We start from the raw sequence: 19,997 nt of genomic DNA, 5'->3' as shown, positions 1-19,997 counted from the left end.
TTTTGCTTAAAATAGATCCATTAGCTTTTCAAGTTCGTCCATGGTGAGATCCTCATCCCCCACATCACTAGGTGTGATCTGACTCTCATCCTGTGATAGACAATGTGAGATTAATGCCTTCACATTCTTTTCTAGGAGTTCCTTGAACTGTTCCATCGTACGTTCTTCGAATTCAAGGTGATGATAGGAAATCGTCACATGGAGCATTGCTTGTTCTACGAAACCAACAATATCTAGCGCATGAGGTTTCTCGGATTCAGGGCTCAGCGATTGTCCTGCATGCCATGCAGAGCGTCTCAGTTCACCGCCGCCGATCTGTTCATCAAACTGACCAAGATAGTTAAAGCTGATATCTGGTGTAACTTGAAAATCGATATCGTCCTTCATCTTGTCAGGCGTTAAGTATTTTAAAACGCCATAGCCGATGCCCTTGTTCGGAATGTGTCTGAGTTCCTCTTTTAAATACTTGATCTGATAAGAAAGATCGTCTGCATGCGACATATCCAATAACACAGGATACATACTAGTAAACCAGCCGATGGTCCGTGATACATTAACCGCAGGGAGGATGTCCTCTCTCCCGTGCCCTTCAAGATGAATAAAGTGTCTGTCTTCACCTGTCCACTCTTTCATGGACAATCCTAATGCCGTCAGCAAAATATCGTTGATTTCTGTTTGATAGGCTTCATGTACATCCGTCAACAGACTGCGTGTTTCCTCTTCAGACAATGCAAAACGAATGGTCTGTGTATGAAGCATTCGTTGATCCTCCGTGACATGATCCTTTTGAAGCGGAGGAACGGAATGTGCAAGCACCTTTTTCCAATACTCTCTTTCCGATAGCAGCTCATCTGACACAGCGTATTCAGTCAGCTTCTGGGCATATTCTTGGAAGGAGTGTGTTTTTTCAGGAAGGGTAAGAGTTTCCCCGCGCTTCGACTGTTCATAAAGAGCCATGAAATCTTCAAGGAAAATGCGCCATGACACACCATCAATCACAAGATGGTGTACAGCGAGCAATAAATGATCTCCTTGATCTGTTCGGAAAATGGCAGGTTTCACTAGTGGTCCCTCCGTTAACGACATACTCGCCTGCACTTCATTTGCCAGCTTTTCTACTTGCTGGATCTGCTGCGACAGCTCTCCTTTTACTTCCACCACATCAATTGCCACATTATTTTCCTCGATTCCTCGATGACGCTGGATGACGCGCCCTTCTTCGAGCGGATATACCATTCGCAATGCGTCATGATGAATCATGAGCTGCTCCAGCACTTGCTGAACGATTTGTTCATCCAAACCATTTGGTGCTTGGAGCATAACCGATTGGTTCCAATGGTGCTGATTCGTAAAGTTTCGTTCAAAAAACCAACGCTGAATCGGTGTTAAAATGACTTCTCCTTCGACAGGTGATTGGTCAGCTGTGAGAAGATCAGCTTCTTCGATATATGGGCGCAGCTCCGCAATCGTTGGGTACTGGAATAGAAGTTTCATATCGAGCTTCCAGCCCGCTTGCGTGAGTCTGCTTGCCATTTGGATTCCTTTAATCGAATCTCCGCCAAGGAAGAAGAAGTGATCGTTGATGCCGACTTGGCTGACGCCAAGGACATCTTCCCAAATGCCGCAAAGCAGTGTTTCCACTTCATCTTTCAGGCTTTCTTTTAAGTCCTCTGTATCTGTATCGTTCTCCGTAATCACGTAAGCGGCAAGAGCGTCCTGATCATCCGCACCTTTGACCGTGGTCACAACAGCTTCTTTGACCGAATCCAGCGTCAGGAGCTGCGCTTCAATTTCTGACAGCTCAATACGGAAGCCGCGGATGTTGACCTGATGGTCTATTCTGCCGAGATAAATCAGCTCTCCATCCTCTGTCCATTTCACTAGATCGCCTGTGCGGTACATGCGCTCACCTGGATAAAATGGATCTGGGACAAATCGTTTGTCGGTTTCATCTGGAAGATTCCAGTAGCCTCTTGCCAGTCCTTTTCCTGCAATCACGAGCTCACCTGGTACGCCTGGCGGCGACAGGTCGTATAAAGAACCCATGATGTAAAAACGTGTATTGGCAATGGCTGTTCCTATCGGAATCGTGCCTTGTTCTGGATCGATCATTCCACTTGTCGCTACTACTGTATTTTCAGTTGGACCGTAGTTATTCACTAGTTTGTATGGGACTGGCTTTACCTGTTTCAGCTTATCTCCGCCTGTTAGTAAATAACGCAGAGAATGATTGTCCATTGACATAAACTGCTCGCATAACTGCGTTGGCAGGAAGGCAATGGTGATGTTTTCTTTATTGAAATACGCATTGAGTTTGATCATATCGAGACGAATTGCTTCGTCGATGATATGCAGTTCTGCGCCGGCGATCCACGTCGGGAACATCTCCCAAATGGAGGCGTCAAAGCCAAAGCCGGCATATTTCGCGGTTCGATCGTCTTTTGTCACTTGGAAGGCTTCATTGTGCCAGAATGCAAGATTCACAAGGGACTGGTGCTCGACCATGACACCCTTCGGCTGCCCCGTCGTCCCAGACGTGTAAATCATATAAGCGAGATCTGTTGGCTTCACATGCATCTGAATCTCGTGAGCTTCTCCTTCTACGGCATCTTCTATGAACAGCACTTGACCTGTAAATGAAGTTGGTGCAGTAAGCTCTTTTTGCATTAGAAGTACTTCTGCCCCGCAGTCTTCCAGCATGTACGCAATACGCTGCGCTGGATAGTCTGCATCAATTGGAACGAATGCCGCACCTGCCTTGAGAACACCAAGAACAGCTGCCGTCATGTCAAGGGACGGACGAGTGAAAATACCGACGCGGTCGCCTGGTTTTATGCCGTTTGCGATGAGTCTTGAAGCGACTACATTCGCCCGGCTGTTCAGCTCTTTATACGTCCAGCTCGTTCCGCAGAAGGTTGCCGCTTTTTGGTGCGGTGCTTCTTGTGCCTTAGCTTCAACCAAGGCATGGACGGTTTGATCTGACGGGAAGTCTAGAACAGGACCTAACCATTCGTTCAGCTGTTTTTGCTGCTGCTGCGGTGACAATAATTGCATTTGATCTAACGATTGATCTGGCGCTGACACCATTTGTTCCAGCAAATGAAGGAAATATTCTTTCCACTTTTCAATTGACGTCTTTTGAAAGATAGAACAATTAAAATCAAACACGAGTTCAATTTGATCTGCGGATTCGTTTCCAGTTAAGGTCAAATCAAATTTGGCAATATTCTCTTCGAATGGCTGTGGTACAATGTGAAGCCCATCCATTGATAAATCACGAATATCCGCATTTTCCATTGAGAATACCACGTCAAAAATTGGATGACGGCTTGTGTCGCGAACCGTTTGCACCTGATCTACCAATTCTTCAAATGGGTACAGCTGATGCTCATTTGCCTCTAACACAAGCTGATGAACATTTGAAGCAAATTCAGCAGCTGTCTGATGTCCTGATGGTCTTGTTCTAAGTGCCAACGTGTTCACAAACATGCCGATCACAGATTGAATATCAGGATGGGTTCTGCCAACAACCGGAGAACCAATGATGATATCTTCTTGTCTTGAAAGCTTGCTCAAAAGAATACTGTAGCCAGTAAGCAGGACTGTATAGGTCGTACTGTTGAGCGCTCTAACGAGTTCGTCCAATTTCGCTTTAAGCGAACCTTCGATTGTAAATGAGACACGATCTCCTGCGAATGTTTGCACTTTTGGCCTTGGCAGATCTTCTGGCAGTGCCAGTACAGGCAGCTCCCCTTGTAATTGATCCAGCCAGAAAGCCTCTTCAGCTGCTTTTTGCGCAGCAGATGCCTCACTTTTTGACCAAACTGCATAATCCTTATATTGAACAGGTAATTCCTCTAGTTTGTCTCCTCGATACAGGGCTGATAGCTCCTCAATTAAAATGCCAACAGACGCACCATCTGAAATGATATGATGCATATCAATCAGTAAATAACGGACATTTACGGAGACGGAAACCAGCCCTATTCTGAGTAAAGGCGCTTTTTCTACATCAAATGGCCTGATAAAGTCATTCATTAATTCCTGTATGTCTCGGCCGTTCTGTTCAATTTTTTCAATGTCTATAGAGACATTTGTTTCAATCCGTTGAACAGGTTCATTCTGAACAAAATCAAAGCTCGTTCGGAAAGCTTCATGACGTTGGACTAGCTGATCAATTGCCTTTTCAAATCGTTTTTCATCAAAGGCTCCTTCTAGCTTTAAGGCAGCCGGCATATGATAGCTTTGCTCCGCATCAGTCATTTTCTCCAAAACAAACAGTCTTTTCTGAGCAGATGTCACTGGATAATAGGACGCCTCTTTGGCAACTTCTACTCGCTTGATCTCCGTTTGATCCGCTTGATCAACCGCAAGGGCGAACGCTTCTAATGTTGGGGATTCAAATAAAGACTTCAATGTGAGCTCCACCTGCATCTCTTCATATAGCCTGTTCAGCATTTTCATGCCGCGCAGCGAATGGCCCCCGCATTCAAAGAAATGATCGTGCCTGCCGATTCGCGGCACTTCAAGAACTTCCTCCCAAATGTTCGACAGCAGACGCTCTGTTTCTGTTTGAGGAGAGGTGTATTCATTTGCCCCCTGCTCACTGAGATCAGGTGCTGGCAGCGCCCGCCTATCGACCTTGCCATTATTCGTCAAAGGAAGCTCGTCTAATTGCATGAAAAATGCCGGCATCATATATACAGGCAGTTCACGTCCTGCTTGCTCGCGCAAATCAGATAATGAAACAGATCCTTCCGCTGTGAAATACGCACATAAGGTGTCATTCGAAGCAGCAATGACGACAGCTTCCTTCACCTGAGGATGCCGAAGCAGCTGGTGTTCAATTTCACCAAGCTCGATACGCTGTCCGCGAATCTTCACTTGATGATCGATCCGTCCAATGAATTCAATATCTCCATTCGGCAGCCAGCGTGCAAGATCGCCCGTTTTATACATGGCCTCTCCAGGACGGAAAGGATTGTTGACAAACTTTTCGCTTGTTAGTTCTGGCTGCTTATAATATCCTTTCACCAGTCCATCACCAGCGACACATAGCTCTCCCGCCACACCCGGCGGCTGAACATGTCCAAACTCATCTACAATATAAACAGCCGTTTGACTCACTGGCTTTCCGATTGGGATGGATAACGCCTGCTTCTCAATATGATTCACAGGATAATATGTGGTGAAAATTGTGCTCTCAGAAGGTCCGTACATATGAACAAGCTTGTCTTTCCCAACTGTCTCAAGTGCAGTCACTACATGAGGCACAGAAGCACGTTCTCCGCCAAACAGCACTTTTCTTACGTTTTTCAGGCTGTCTTTTTTCATGTCGATGAGTAAGTGAAAAAGAGCTGTTGTGATCATTAAAATACTGACTTTTTCCTTCTCAATCGCTCCAGAAAGCTCATTCATGTTTAAAATATGATCCTTTGGCAGAACAATGAGTTTCGCTCCGTTTAATAATGCACCAAACACATCAAACATAAAGGCATCAAATACATAGTTTGAGAGGCTCATCACCGTGTCTTCAGGATGAATGGTGAGATAATTCGATTGCTTCACAGTTCTCAAAATGTTCCGGTGTGTCACCATATTTCCTTTAGGCTTACCGGTTGTACCTGATGTATAGGTCAAATTCGCCAAGTCCTCAGGTAAAATATGAGCATCTATAGGGCTGTCTGACTGCTGAGCAATCGCTTGATCTTCTGTTTCTATGATGGTTCCCTCAAATGCAGTGAGCACTGAGCGATGGCACAGCACTTGATGTGTCAGTAAGAATTGTGCACCGCTGTCTGTTAAAAAGTGCTTCACGCGCTCATCAGGGAAATCGGGGTCAATTGGTACATAGACACCGCCAGCCTTAAGCACAGCCAAAACAGAGAGCACCATTTCATTGGAACGTTCAAAGAATAAGGCCGCTTTCATCCCTTTTTCAAAACCATTTTCACGCAAATAATGAGCCAGCTGATTCACTCGGTCATTCAGCTCTTGATAAGAAAGAATCTCATCTTCACATTGCAATGCAGGCTGATGACCATGCTGCTGCACCTGTTTTTCAAACTGCGTCACAATGGTTTCTTCTGCTGGATAAGGCGAAGGTAACGGATTCCACTTATTTAACTGAGCTTCTGCTTCTTGTTCAGACAGTAATCGATAGGATTGAATAGCTTCCTGCGGCGCTTGAACCATCTGCTCCAGCAGATAAACATAATGTTTCATCATCTGCTCTGCCGTACTTCGTTTAAATAGCGCCGTACTGTAATCAAGTACAAAGGATAAACCTCGATCGGACTCCATCGCTTGCAGTGTTAAATCAAATTTCGCAATATGGAAATTGGTTTCTTCAACCTCGACCAGCATGTCTCCAATATGCTGGGCTGCTCCATGATCCGGCGCGAGTGTAAAGACGGTGTCAAACAATGGATGACGGCTAAAATCTCTTGGCACATTCAGCTTTTCAAGCAGCCGTTCAAATGGATATTGCTGATGCTCAAATGCCTGCATTGTCTTTTTCTTTACTTGCTCAATCAGCTGAGACATGGTTCCATTCGGGTCTACCTCAGACCGCAAAGCAAGTGTCTGGACAAACATACCGATCATGTCATTCAAATCTGTATGCACACGCCCTGCCGCCGGTGTGCCGACCACAAATTCCTTTTGACCTGTATATTTGGCAAGCAATGTATAGTAAGCAGAAAGCAAGACCGTATACAGTGTCGTGTGATGGTTTGCTGCAAGCTCCTGTAATTGATTCTTTAACGCTTCATCTATTTCTTTGATGACGCGATCACCTGCGAAAGACTGGACAGCTGGACGCTGATAATCGGTCAGCAGCTGTAAAGCCGGAATATCACCCGAAAATTCTTGCAGCCAAAATGCCTCTTCTTTTTGAAAGCCTTGGTGCTGTTGCCAAACAGCATAATCTTGATATTGAAGCTTCAATGGTGCTTTAACCGATCCCTCGTAAGCATCTGACAGCTCACGCAGCATCAAATCGATCGAAAGACCATCTGAAATCAAATGATGCATATCGAAAAAGAGCAAATGCTCCTGATCATGCAATGACTGCAAACCAATTCGAAGAAGCGGCGCACACTCAAGATCAAAAGGTCTGACAAATTGCTGCATGTTTTCTTCCATCGTACCGCCTGTCAGCTGTTCTATTTGAAAGGACACTGATGAAACGATCCGCTGACGAGGAACACCTTTTATCGTATGAAAAGAAGTGCGCAGCATATCGTGACGTGAGATCAGCCTGTCAAAGGCTTCAGTCAGCTTCTCAAGCTGCAGAGTTCCTTTTAACCTCACAACAGCAGGCATATGATATGCAGTGCTTTGCTCCAATTGACTCACCATATAGACGCGCTGTTGTGGAGGCGACAATGGATAATGATCAGCAGCCGGCGCTTTTGGTATCACCGTTTCAGAAGACCTTTCTGCTTTCTCAATATAAGCAGCTAGAGCAGCAATTGTCTGCTGTTCAAATAAAACGGAGAGCGGCACCTCCACTTCAAAGTCTCGCTGAACCTTGGTAAGTACGGTCATTGCTTTGAGCGAATGCCCGCCTCGATCGAAGAAAGAATCATATACACCGATCTTCTCTTGATCTAGAATGTCTTCCCACAAATGAACAAGCTTCGTTTCTATATCGTTTCTAGGTGCCGTATAAACAGCATGTACCGCTCTATCACCTTTTAACGCAGCAAGTGCACGACGGTCGACTTTGCCGCTGACTGTGAGTGGAAAAGCATCGAGCTGTTTGAAATAAAGAGGCATCATGTACGCTGGAAGCTGATGTTTGATAGCCGCTTGCAGCATGTCAACAGACACACCTTCATGACGAGCTTGATAATAAGCACTTAACGCTTTTTCTCCATCCGCTTCGTCAACCACTAGCACGACTGCCTTATCAACTCCATCTACCTGCTCCATCACAGCTTCAATCTCGCCTGTTTCTATCCGGTAACCCCTTATTTTCACTTGATCGTCCATTCTGCCAAGATAATCAATCGTGCCATCCGGAAGCCATCTGACTAGATCCCCCGTTCGATACATCCGCTCATGCGGAGAAAACGGATCTGCTGTGAATACCTTCTCCGTCAATTCAGGCTGATTCACATAGCCTCGCCCAACACCTATACCGGCAATGCACAGTTCTCCTGCTGCCCCATGCAGCTGCAATTGATCATATTCATTTAAAATATAAATACGATGATGACCAAGCGGTTTTCCAATCGTCACATAGCGCTGTTCAGTTGATTCGCTCAGCTCACTGAGATTCAGGCGATGCACCGCCGCATCCACACACGTCTCAGTTGGACCATACACATTCCACAGAGTAAAATCAGGCTGACTCATACGAACTGCTTCAATGAGTGAACGTGCTGCTTTCGCAGGCAGCGCTTCTCCCCCAATCAACATGTGCGTCAATGACAGCCCGTCCAAATCCGCAGCAAGTAAAAGCTGCACATGCGCCGGTGTTCCATCTGCCGCTTCAATTTGATGTTTTCTGTAATAAGCCGCTAGCTGCATGCCATTTCTCGTCGTTTCTCGCGGGATGATATGAAGCGTATGTCCAAATAAAAGGGCAGCAAAGATTTGTTTGACCGATGCATCGAAATGGAATGGGGCTAGAAGCGCCATTTGTAGCTCATTCGCCCCTTGATAAATCTCATGATGCAAAGCATGGACCAAATGATGAAGCTGAAGATGCTCAATCATGACGCCCTTCGGCTTTCCAGTTGTACCCGATGTATAAATCATGTAGGCCAAATCCTCCGGTGCCGTCTGATCGGCGAGCTCAGGCAGCTGTCCATCATCTAATAATATTTGCTGCAGCACGATCAATTTTTCCGAGAGGGCTGGGTACTCTTGAATGAACGATTCCTCTGTTAACACAATAGAAGCACCTGAATCCTCCACAATAAATTGAATGCGCTCCTCAGGTAATGCCGGATCAATTGGTACATATGCCCCGCCAGCCTTTAGTATGCCGAAGACTGCTGCCATGGCATCTGTCTTCCGCTCCATCAAAACAGCAACAGGCACATCACGTGAGATACCTTTCATTTGTAAAAAACGTGCCAGCTTTTCTGCCTGTTGTTGCAGCTCTCCATAAGTAATTGTTCCATTTTCTGCTACAACGGCTGTCCGGTCTGCATATTTGTTGGCTGTCTCATCAAACAGGTGATGAACCGGTTTTGCTGCTGGCCTTTCAAACGATTCTCCTTCAGATAATTGCAGCAGCTCCTTTTGTTCACCTGCTGAAAGTAAAGGCAGTGTCCCGATCAGCTGATCAGGCTGAGAGACGGCCGCTTCTAGTAATATCAAGAATCGATCAAACATCTTACTCATTTCTTCTTCTGTGAATACATCTGTACGGTAATCCAAATCAATGGTCAATGTATCAGTATCCCAGCGGTCTTTCACATGTATTGAAATATCATTCATTCCGCTCCCGCTAAAAATCGGTTCAGTAATGAACGACAGATTCTCTTTTTTCTGCCACTGCATCACCTGATACTCTAAAGAAATATCAAAAAGGCGTCCTGTAAACCCTTCTCTTTCCCGCAAATCATTCATGAGCAAATTGTAAGGGTACTTTTGGTGTCGCAAGATCTTCATTTGATCCGCCATGACCTGCTTTACGAAATCAAGAAACGATTGCGACCCTTGAACAGAAGCACGCATTGGAATCGTAGATACAAACATCCCAATCATCTTTTTTTCTTTGGCATTCGTCCGGTTGCCCATAAAGGTTCCAAGAACGACATCTTCCATACCGCTAAAGCGATGTAAGTAAATATAGACAGTGGACATAAACATCGAAAGCATACTGACTTTCTGTTCTTCACAAAAAACACGAAGCTTCTCCTTTAAAGAATCTGGAACATCCCCTGAAAATCGCTCCGCATGCAAACTCATCTCGTATCCCTTATGCGGTTTTAAAGATGCGAAGTCTGGAATATGAGCAAATTGCTCATTCCAAAAAGCTTGGTCTTTTTGAAAACGTTTAGAAGATTCATAGGTCTGCTCACTCATGATGTGATCAACGAAGGAAATCTCCTCAACTGGCGAGATGTCTACTCCTTGCAGCATGTCATGATATAAATCAATAATGCGATTTCCCATTAAAATGATGGAAATACCATCCGCGACAATATGATGTGCTTTACAGAACAGCCAGCACTCTTGATCACTGATTTGAAACACCGTAAATTCAATCAAAGGGCTGTCAATCAATGGCATTGGCTCACGAATCTGCTCGTTTGCCCAAACCCTTACTTCCTCTTCACTCCAGCCCTTTTCCATGCGAATCGGCTGTTTTTCATAAGGTTTGATATATTGAACAGGCTCCTCCTCTTCATCTCGATACACGAGCCTCAGCCGAAGAGAGTCAGTTTGTCGAATGTACGCTTGAAGCACATCGACGACCAAAGAAGGATCGAGACCAGATGCTGATCTCAACCTGGCGAATCCACCCAAATTAGAAATACTTGTACCTGGATAAAATCTTTCCGTGTAGAATACTCGCTTTTGCGCATGTGTTAAGGGGTAATAAACTGTATTCATTCTCATCCTCCGCCTCTTCTATGTTTTCTCCACCAATTTCACCCTGCACCCTCTATATCAAAAGAACCAAGTCTATTTCATTAAAATAGACGGTTAAACCGAAAAGGAGCCCACCCCGAATAAAACGGAGGGACTCCCATTTTCATTCGGTAGCCTGCCGACCTTAGCAAAAAAAGAATCATTTACCTTAGGACATGGCTTTGCGTCTCTATGTTTCCATAGATTTGCCTTTTTCTTCTTTTCTTTTAGATATTTTCTATTTACGTCCACTTTATATGAAAATATTGTTTTTTTCACCGAAAAATGGGTGTAAAGATTCATGCGTTATACCGAAGGGATCCTGTGAGAATTGACGATATTTACCGAAAATAACTAATAATAGTTGCGTTCAACCGAAAATAATCGACTAAATACCGCAAAAATTTCATATTTTCCCTTAAATTTTGAAAATATGACCGAAAATGTAGGATAGAGGTCTCCTTGCGTTCCCCGCAAATTCTTAAATCTTAAGAACTATATTCCCTAAAAAAATGAATTTTTTTACTGTAAAAACAACAAAAAAAGAGCTGTCATTTCAAATGACAACTCCTTGTTTCTTCATTATATTTACATCACCTTAGACAGACCAATCGTTTTTTCAATAATGAGCAGCGCAATGATAGAAATGATAATAAATATGACAGATATCGCATTGACACTTGGATCAAAGGTCTGCTCAATGTAATTAAAGGTCCTGACAGGAATTGTAATGGTTTGAGGAGAGGAAACGAACAAACTGATCGATATTTCCCCAAATGACGTCACAGCTGAAAACACCCCTCCTGCAATGATTCCCGGCTTAATCAAAGGCAATGTGACTCGAAAAAACGTGCGAATGGGTCCTGCGCCAAGATTCATTGAAGCCAGCTCAAGCCGCGGATCTAAATTCGAAACACTCACGCCTACCGTTCGAACCACATAGGGAAAACCAATGATGACGTGACCAATGACGAGCGCCCACAAAGACCCTGTAAAACCCATAGCCGTAAACAAGTAAAGCATTGCAATCCCTAACACCACCTGAGGAATCATGAGAGGTGACAGAATGAAAGCTTGGACAGCCTCCTTTCCCTTAAAGGAAAGCCTTGCTAAAGCATACGAAGCCATTGTCCCTAAAAGAACCGTGAGAGGTGTCACGATGAACAGCAGAATCACACTAATCCGAAGAGATTCCATCCATTCTGGATTTGAGACGACCTCATGAAACCAGCGCACAGAGAACGAAGTCGGTGGAAATTCAGGAAAGGCATTTGGACTAAAAGCAGATAGGACGATCACAAGAACAGGTATGGTTAAAAAAAGATAAACCAATGACCCAGCAGTCCAAATCAGGATGGAAAGCAAGCGGTCACCTATTGACTTTTTACGCATGCATCCTCGCCTCCCAACGCTTCAATAAATAGCTTAATAGACTGACTACTACAAGCACACAAACCAATAATGTAAAAGACATAGCCGCAGCAAGAGGCAGATTATACACCTGCATGACCTGCTGATAAATTGACAGCGGCAGCAGCGGCTGCATCCGTCCGCCGACTAACAGCGGGGTGATATAACTTCCTGCTGCCAGTGAGAAGACGATGATCGCGCCAGTCACCATGCCTGGAATGGTCAGTGGTAAGGTGACATGAAAAAAGGTTCGAATCCGGCCAGCTCCAAGACTCATAGAAGCCGGTCTTAAGTGACGATCCATATCGGTTAAGCTTGTTGCGATCGGCAGTACTGCAAATGGCAGCATGACTTGGACATAGGCAATAATGACCGCATTCATATTCCACAGCATCGAGAGCGGCTTCTCAATCACCTGTAAATCTAGTAACATGCCATTGATCAGACCATTTTGCGAAAGAAGAACAATCCATGCAAATGTCCGAATCACAACACTTGTCAAAAGCGGCGACACAAGTAGGATATAGAAAAATGCCCGCAGACGCGGATTAGGTGCTTTGACGAGCACGTATGCTGCGGGGTATGCCATCAATAAACAAATCACCGTTGTCTGCAAAGCCACCCACACAGTACTTCCAATCGCCTTTACATATGCATCTGTCGTGAACACATGAATATATTGAGAAAAGCTATACGTTTGTAATGTATTCATCATCGAATCGACATCGCGAAAACTGAGAACGAGCATCATCACCAGAGGAGCTAGTAAAAATACTACAAGAAACAAACAGGCTGGCAGCAGCATAAACCAATGAAATCGTTGATTCTTTTTCTTGATTCGCATCACGTATGCACCTTCGAATCTAAGAAAACGATATCTTCAGGCTGCCAATGGATATGGACGGTTTCTCCAACTTCAGGCAGCTCGGGAAATGCCGCATCAGAAGCATGGACAATGATTTCACCATTATCAAGCCCCACAACCAAACGTAATGAATGCCCAATATAACTCACATCTGACAGCACGCCTGATACATGGTTCGGCTTTACTTCCTCCCGCTCAGAAGAGATGCTGATTCTTTCAGGACGCAGCATAAGCAGTTGCTTTTCCCTCTTCTCTTGATGTGCCGCAGCCTGCAGCTGAAGATGCTGACCGTTTGAATGGGTTACATGCGGAACTGTAAATGCCGCATCAGCTTCATTGTACACGGCCTCAAAGATGTTCACCTGTCCGATGAATTCAGCTACAAATCGATTGTTTGGCTGGCGGTACACCTCTAAAGGCGTCCCAATCTGCTGAATTCTTCCCTCTCCTAAAATTCCAACCCGATCAGAAAGGCTTAAGGCTTCCTCTTGATCATGTGTCACAAGAATGGTTGTAATCCCGACATTCCTTTGAATATTTCGCAGCTCTGTCTGCATGTTTTTTCTTAGTTTGGCATCTAGGTTGCTGAGCGGTTCATCAAGAAGGAGAACAGACGGCTGAATCGCCAGCGCTCTTGCAATCGCTACCCGCTGCTGCTGACCACCGCTTAATTGGTGGGGCATCCGTTTCGCAAATGCCTCTAATTGAACAAGAGACAAGCTTTCCATCACCTTCTCTTTAATTTCCGCCTTCTTTTTCTTTTGAACCTTTAGCCCGTACGCCACATTATCAAATACAGTCAGATGTGGAAAAAGTGCATAGCTTTGAAAGACCATACCTGTTTTTCTTTGGTAAGGCGGCAAAGCTGTCACATCCTGATCACCAATATAGACGACGCCTTTTGTTGGTTCTAAAAAACCGCCAATGATGTTTAATAATGTTGATTTTCCGCAGCCGCTAGGACCAAGAAGGGAGAAAAACTCTCCCTCATTCACCGTAAGACTGACATCGTTGAGAGCAATCTGCTCACCGAAGTGCTGACTGATGTGTTCTAAATGAATTCCACTCATGCGATCACCTATTTTCCTCCGCCTAATACTTCGTTCCATCGGTTTGTCCAATTGCCAAGCTCAGAGGTCGCTGTTTCATAATCTACCCACGTCAGCTTGCTGTAATAATTTTCTCCAACTTTCACTTTCCCCTTAATCTTGTCATCGTATTTCACATCAGAATTCGACATGCCATAATAAGATTTTTCCGAGAAAGCCTCCTGAGCTTCTTTTCCACTTAAGTAGTTTAATAGTTTGTACGCCGCTTCTTCATGCTGACTTCCCTTCGTCAAAGCCCAGCTCGCAACAGCTGCAACAGCACCTTCTTTCGGATATGAGAAACCAATATCCATGCCTTCTTCTTCAAGTGCAAATACTCGCCCGTCCCAATATGGAACAGCCGCGACATCCCCACGTTCTAATAAAGTTTGAATCGATCCTGGGTTATCTGGAAAAGCAGCTACATGACCTTTTAACTGCGCGAGACTTTTAAATGCTTTATCAATATCCTTAGGATTTGATTCTGTCCCCCCTTGCGCATGAACAAGTGCAGAGAAAAATTGCAAACCGGCTGAATAAGTCGGAGATGAAATGGCTACCTTCCCTTTCAGCTGACTGCTCCATAGGTCAGTCCAGCTGTTTGGTTCCTGCTTGACGAGGTCTTTTCTATAAGCAATACCAAGCTGCCCCATACTAAAGCCTGCTGCATATTGTTTTCCATTCACAGTAAGCTTCTTTTGGACAGAACGGTAAAGCTTTTTGACGTTCGGCGCTTGATCTTCATCAATAGGCGCAAGAACGTTTGCCGCGATACCTCTTTGAATCGTATCAGGCTGTAAGATTAGTAAGTCATATGGTGGATTTTTCCCATTTGACGCTTTTAATTTTGTAAACCATTCAGAATCCGCCCCAGAGACGGTTTGCACTTTAATTCCTGTATCTTTTTCAAACTTTTCAAGGATTGGTTTGATATTCTTTTCCCAATCGCCTCCATATACGCCAACAATCACAGTCTGCTGCTGTTTGCCTTGATCCTTTCCATTTCCACCACAAGCGGTCAGCAGTACAACGATTGATAGGATGCCTGCAAAAATAGCGATTAATCTTCTTTTCATGATTCATTTCCCCCTTTTTGTCCATTCATTTGACGAAGTGCTTGAGTAATATCTTCCTTTGTTAACGGCTCATTTCTATGACTGAAATGTTGATGAACTGCATGTTTATAGTGCGTACGTTCATTAGCCGGATAGGAACGAAGCTGAACGGCAAGCTCACTGCTGGCTTCGTCCGTCCATACTTTCTCATAAGCTGCTCTTTGTTCTCCGAAATCCCACACGTCAGTAGATGGAGAATGATTAACCTTTTCACGCACCCTGCTCGTCTGCTCCTCATCAATCTTCCATTCATTTTGGTCTAAATATACTTTCACACCATATTGCTGCAGCGCTCTTTCTTCACTTAATAGACCTGCTTCCACTTCCTGAAGGACTTTTTCTTTCTTCCTGTCAAATGGATTCCCCCAGCCGCCTCCACTTGGTGAAATCAATTGAACGATATCGCCTTTATCAAGTCGCAAGACATCTATTTTGGGCTGGTCTTGTTTCTCACCATTAGCTGTAATCAGCTTGACCTCACCAACCGCTCCTGCTCGGCCGCCCATTAACCCCCAAGGCTGAAACTTCATCCGTTCCATTCCTCGTGCTGTCACCATCGATTCAGGCTTCATCATTTCAAATTCCAAACCAATCGCATGTCCGCCTCGATTTTCACCAGCTCCACCTGTATTCGGCAGAAGCTCATATCGGTGAACATGAATATCAATATGCTGTTCCAAACTCTCAATTGGGGTATTCTTCAAAAAGCCTGACGAATGATCAATACCGTCCACTCCATCAGTACCATTTTGAGCACCGCCACCTCCTCCTAATGGTTCGACAACGGACATTTTCCTTCCACCCGTTTGATCATCAGGTACAGAGAGAACCACAATGGCAGATTGACCTGCACCTGCTGCCGGCACTGCTTCAGGCAGCAGCTTACCAATCGCGCCTAGCACGACATTGTACAGCCTCATCGTAATCGAGTGACGAATCCCGACAGAAGCCGGGTATTCTGGATGCACCAGCGTTCCTTTAGGAGAGATCACGTCAATTGGATACGTTATTCCACCATTAATCGGTATAAAAGGATCCTTACTAATGATGTAATTAATCAACCCTTGATAAAGAAAGGAATGTTTCTGACCATTGGTAACAAGGTTAAAGGCTGTTTTTACTTGGGGATCACACTCAGAAAAATCGAGCTTCAGCCGTTTCCCTTTGATCGTTAGCTTGATTTTCAACCGAATAGGGACGTCTGAGATCATATCATCATCTAAATAATCAGCAAATTCACTCGTTCCATCCGGTATAGCTTCAATGACCTTTCCAGCACGATCCTCGGCTTGCTTCAGCAAGTCTATCATTCCTTGTTTCACTTCGTTTTTTCCGAATTTCTCAATCATTTCTTTTAACCGAATATCTGCTGTATTCACTGCAGCAATCATCGCATTGATATCACCATCATTTAGATGACTAGCGCGGCTGTTAGCTCTTAAAAAGGTACGTACGACCTGATTCTCTTTTCCGCCTTCATAAATTTTTACTGGCGGAATTCTTAATCCTTCTTGATGAACATCCGTTGCTGTCGGTGAAATACTCGAAGGCACAAGTCCACCCACATCACTGACATGAACAAAAGACCAAGCATAGCTTACGATTTCATCATCTACAAAAATCGGCTTAATGATATGGACATCTGGCAGGTGAGTCGCCAAACCATCTGTCGTATAAGGATCATTAGTGATGATAATGTCTCCTGGCTGCATCGGCCCGCTTTCTTCAATCGCCTTTTTTAGACTCAGCCCTAAAAAGATCGTCACACCCACTGTCTTCGGATAAACAAAGAAATCTCCAGAAGGCGTGGCTAATGCTGTCGCAAAGTCAGCAGATTCTTTGACGAAGGTCGTAAATGACGTTCGTTCAATGACATGTCCCATGCCTGATGCAATCGCATTAAAATAACTGCGCATCATCTCAAGCTTTGCTGGATCAGTTCTCATGTAAAGCCGCCTCCTTTGAAATCACTAAGTTACCTGATGGATCAATGCTGCCTGCCCAGTTTGGCAAAATTAATGTTGTTGTATCATCCTGCTCAATAACGGCTGGTCCATTTACAATAGAACCTACTGACAGAGTATCCCGGTTATAAACCGATGCTTCGTATTCTTTTTCCTCTATAAAGATTCGTCTATATTCATATGGTTTCAAAGACTGTCCGCTGCTTTCATGAACAGGTGAAAAAGGCAGCGGAGGCGTCTCGCCTATGACTCGAACGCGTAAATGAGTAAACTCGATGTTTGCCTGATCATCCCTATGACCATATTGTCGTTGATGCAGTTTGTGAAAGGCTTCAATGAGTTGGTGGATGTCTTGTTCTTGTTTTAGCCAATCAATCGATAATGGCAATTCAATCTCAAATGCCTGTCCTTGATAACGTGCGTCTGCTAATAATAGAATGGATGTCTGATTGATATGCTGAATGTCCTGCTGGCTGACCCAATCAGTCGCTTTTCGCGACAGCTTCTCATAATCTTGTTTTAGTTGGTTGATCGAATAGTCTTGTAAGCATATTTTCTTCGACAGCACCGCATCATGAATAAAGTCAGCGGTCAGAGCACCTAATGCACATAATGTACCCGGACTTGGAGGAACAACCACATTTTTCGCATGAATTTCTCTCGCAAGAAAATTCGCTACAACCGGCCCTGCTCCGCCAAACGCCAGCAAACTAAAATCTCTAGGGTCAAATCCTTGCTGCTCCATCACATTGCTTAATTCTGTGTACATATTGGCTACGGCTACTTGAATGAGCTGGTCAGCAGCCTCTTCAACCGTTTTGTTGAGCTGATCAGCAATTGGCTGAAAGGCCTTTTTCGCCGCAGACAACTGTAATTGTAAATGTCCTCCGGCAAAACGTTCTTGATTGAGATAACCGCATATAAGAAACGCATCAGTTAAAGCTGCTTTTTCTCCCTTTCCATACGAAGCTGGTCCCGGATTTGAGCCAACTGATTCTGGCCCCGCTTTTAGAAGTCCGCCCTGATCAATCCATGCTACCGAACCTCCTCCTGCTCCTATTGAATACATCGCAACAGATGGGAGAATAATTGGAAAGCCTGAAAGCTGATTGGATTGCGCCATTGTAGGCTGTCCATTTTGAATAATCGAGATATCTGCACTCGTCCCCCCGACATCAAAAGTGATCAGGTTGGGTTCACTAGCTGATGCTGCAATTCTCGCCGCACCGATGACACCAGCTGCCGGACCAGAAAAGAGAGTCTTAACAGGCGAAGTTGCCGCACTTTCTGCATCCATTAAACCACCATTTGATTGTGTAATGTATGGAGAAATTGGTACACCTTCTTCCTTCAAACGACTTTTCAGTGTTTGTAAATACTGTTTCACCTTTGGTTGAATGTACAAATTAACAACAGACATCACTGTACGCTCGTATTCCCTCATTTGAGGCCATAATTCAGATGAAGTAAGGACTTCTAACTGTGGATAATGATGATTGATATAGGCTTTTGCCTGTAATTCATGAACTGGGTTTTGATAACTATGTAAAAAAGAAATGACGATACCTGCTAGATTTTTAGATATAACATGCTGGACTGCATCATCTAACTGCTGCAGATGGAGAGGGTTTTTGATCGTACCATCGTGTATCAACCTTTCAGAGATTGGATATACATGCTTCCGAGGTATCAATGGTTCTGGCAAACGAGAATTGAAGTCATAAGGAATGGGTAGTCGTAAACGTTGAAGTGACAATATATCTTGAAATCCTTCTGTCACAAAAAGGGCTAAATCTGCTCCTTTTCGCTGCAATAATGTATTAAGACCAATTGTCATTCCGTGAACGAGGTATTGGATGTTGGATAAATCAACACCTCTTTTTTTTAGAAGATTTAACCCATTGATAATACCTTGGGCTGGGTCATCAGTCACTGTGGGTGTCTTGAGTTCAGTCAGCTCCCCTGTTGCTTCATTTATCAACGATAAATCAGTAAATGTTCCGCCTATGTCTATTCCGAGCCGGTATGAGACATCCGCCATTTGTACTCCCCTCCTACAATGTAATTAGAATCATATTTTGATAAATTACGACATTTTTTGATATTTGACTCCATATTATTAAAGCAGATCGGTCTAGTCAATTTTATTTTTTTGAAATTTCTGTGTGTTAAATTCTTGAAATTAGCTCAAAAAGCAGTGATAAAGCCATTTTGGATGAGCATAATCGTTTTATGATCTACAAAATTAAAATTTTTATGAATTTCTACAAAAATGAAAAACAAGAAATCAAGTAAAATCTGTTTTTTGAATTTTAAAAGGCGTTTTTTCAAAACCAGGAGAAATTGGTAAGTAATTCTGCTATACTTCTGTTTACAAAATACGCAAACAAGAAAGAGAGCCAGCACCTATGAAACTTCTTAAAATGATTCTCTTGCTTTTATTGATTGTTATTGGTGTAGCAACAGGCTATATCCAGCTGGAGCAAGGGAAACAAGAGACAGCGAATTCATCTTATGACAAAACGATTCATTTTCCATCAGACCGCTATCCCGAAACAGCCAAGCACATAGAAGAAGCCATTGATGAAGGTCATTCATCCATTTGTACAATTGACCGTAAACATAGTGATGAGCAGAGGGATCGATCATTACATGGCGTTCCAACAAAGCGCGGGTATGATCGTGACGAATGGCCAATGGCAATGTGCAAAGAAGGAGGCACAGGAGCTTCTGTCAAATATGTACGCCCTTCTGATAATAGAGGCGCAGGCTCGTGGATAAGTCATCAATTATCGGATGATCCTGACGGCACAAGAATTCAATTTATCATTGATTAGCAGCCTTTCCCTTTTCTATATTAAAAAAATTTTCACATGACTGCATGCAGGTATTTTAAACACTTTTTTCATGCCGATAATCCTTAAGGAGGGATATCCTACCTTATACCTAAAGGAGTTAA

General features: G+C 44.0%; 8 protein-coding genes and 1 riboswitch. Of the genes, 1 reads left to right on the top strand and 7 read right to left on the bottom strand.

What is annotated here, in order from left to right; genetic code table 11:
• Positions 1 to 6: 6 nt before the first annotated feature.
• From ASE42_RS00655 to ASE42_RS00625, 7 genes are all read right to left on the bottom strand, one after another.
• Positions 7 to 10,578, bottom strand: coding sequence for a non-ribosomal peptide synthetase (locus ASE42_RS00655; protein ID WP_056766797.1), 10,572 nt, complete (start codon positions 10,576 to 10,578; stop codon positions 7 to 9).
• 145 nt (positions 10,579 to 10,723) lie between these two features.
• Positions 10,724 to 10,817: riboswitch (cyclic di-GMP riboswitch) on the bottom strand.
• A gap of 367 nt (positions 10,818 to 11,184) precedes the next feature.
• Positions 11,185 to 11,988, bottom strand: coding sequence for an ABC transporter permease (locus tag ASE42_RS00650; RefSeq protein WP_024424298.1), 804 nt, complete (start codon positions 11,986 to 11,988; stop codon positions 11,185 to 11,187).
• Positions 11,981 to 12,850, bottom strand: coding sequence for an ABC transporter permease (locus ASE42_RS00645; RefSeq protein ID WP_024424299.1), 870 nt, complete (start codon positions 12,848 to 12,850; stop codon positions 11,981 to 11,983). The genes ASE42_RS00650 and ASE42_RS00645 overlap by 8 nt, the downstream gene beginning before the upstream one ends.
• On the bottom strand, positions 12,850 to 13,941 hold the full coding sequence (locus ASE42_RS00640; protein WP_024427274.1) for an ABC transporter ATP-binding protein: 1,092 nt from the start codon (positions 13,939 to 13,941) through the stop codon (positions 12,850 to 12,852). The genes ASE42_RS00645 and ASE42_RS00640 overlap by 1 nt, the downstream gene beginning before the upstream one ends.
• An 8-nt stretch (positions 13,942 to 13,949) precedes the next feature.
• The gene (locus tag ASE42_RS00635) at positions 13,950 to 15,035 is read right to left on the bottom strand and encodes an ABC transporter substrate-binding protein (protein ID WP_056765087.1); all 1,086 of its coding nucleotides are present in this window, start codon (positions 15,033 to 15,035) and stop codon (positions 13,950 to 13,952) included.
• On the bottom strand, positions 15,032 to 17,020 hold the full coding sequence (locus tag ASE42_RS00630; RefSeq protein WP_056765084.1) for a hydantoinase B/oxoprolinase family protein: 1,989 nt from the start codon (positions 17,018 to 17,020) through the stop codon (positions 15,032 to 15,034). Before ASE42_RS00630 ends, ASE42_RS00635 begins: the two co-directional genes overlap by 4 nt.
• Positions 17,010 to 19,079 carry a hydantoinase/oxoprolinase family protein gene (locus ASE42_RS00625; protein WP_024427271.1) on the bottom strand — a complete coding sequence of 690 codons (2,070 nt, stop codon included), beginning with the start codon at positions 19,077 to 19,079 and terminating at the stop codon, positions 17,010 to 17,012. Before ASE42_RS00625 ends, ASE42_RS00630 begins: the two co-directional genes overlap by 11 nt.
• A 367-nt stretch (positions 19,080 to 19,446) precedes the next feature.
• Between ASE42_RS00625 and ASE42_RS00615 the strand changes: the two genes are divergently transcribed.
• Positions 19,447 to 19,875 (top strand): NucA/NucB deoxyribonuclease domain-containing protein, encoded by a 429-nt coding sequence (locus ASE42_RS00615; RefSeq protein ID WP_056765081.1) that lies wholly within the window; start codon positions 19,447 to 19,449, stop codon positions 19,873 to 19,875.
• Positions 19,876 to 19,997 lie beyond the last annotated feature (122 nt).

This window comes from Bacillus sp. Root920 (assembly GCF_001429445.1).
Lineage (GTDB): Bacteria > Bacillota > Bacilli > Bacillales > Bacillaceae > Bacillus > Bacillus safensis.
This window is presented reverse-complemented; position numbering and strand designations above follow the sequence as displayed.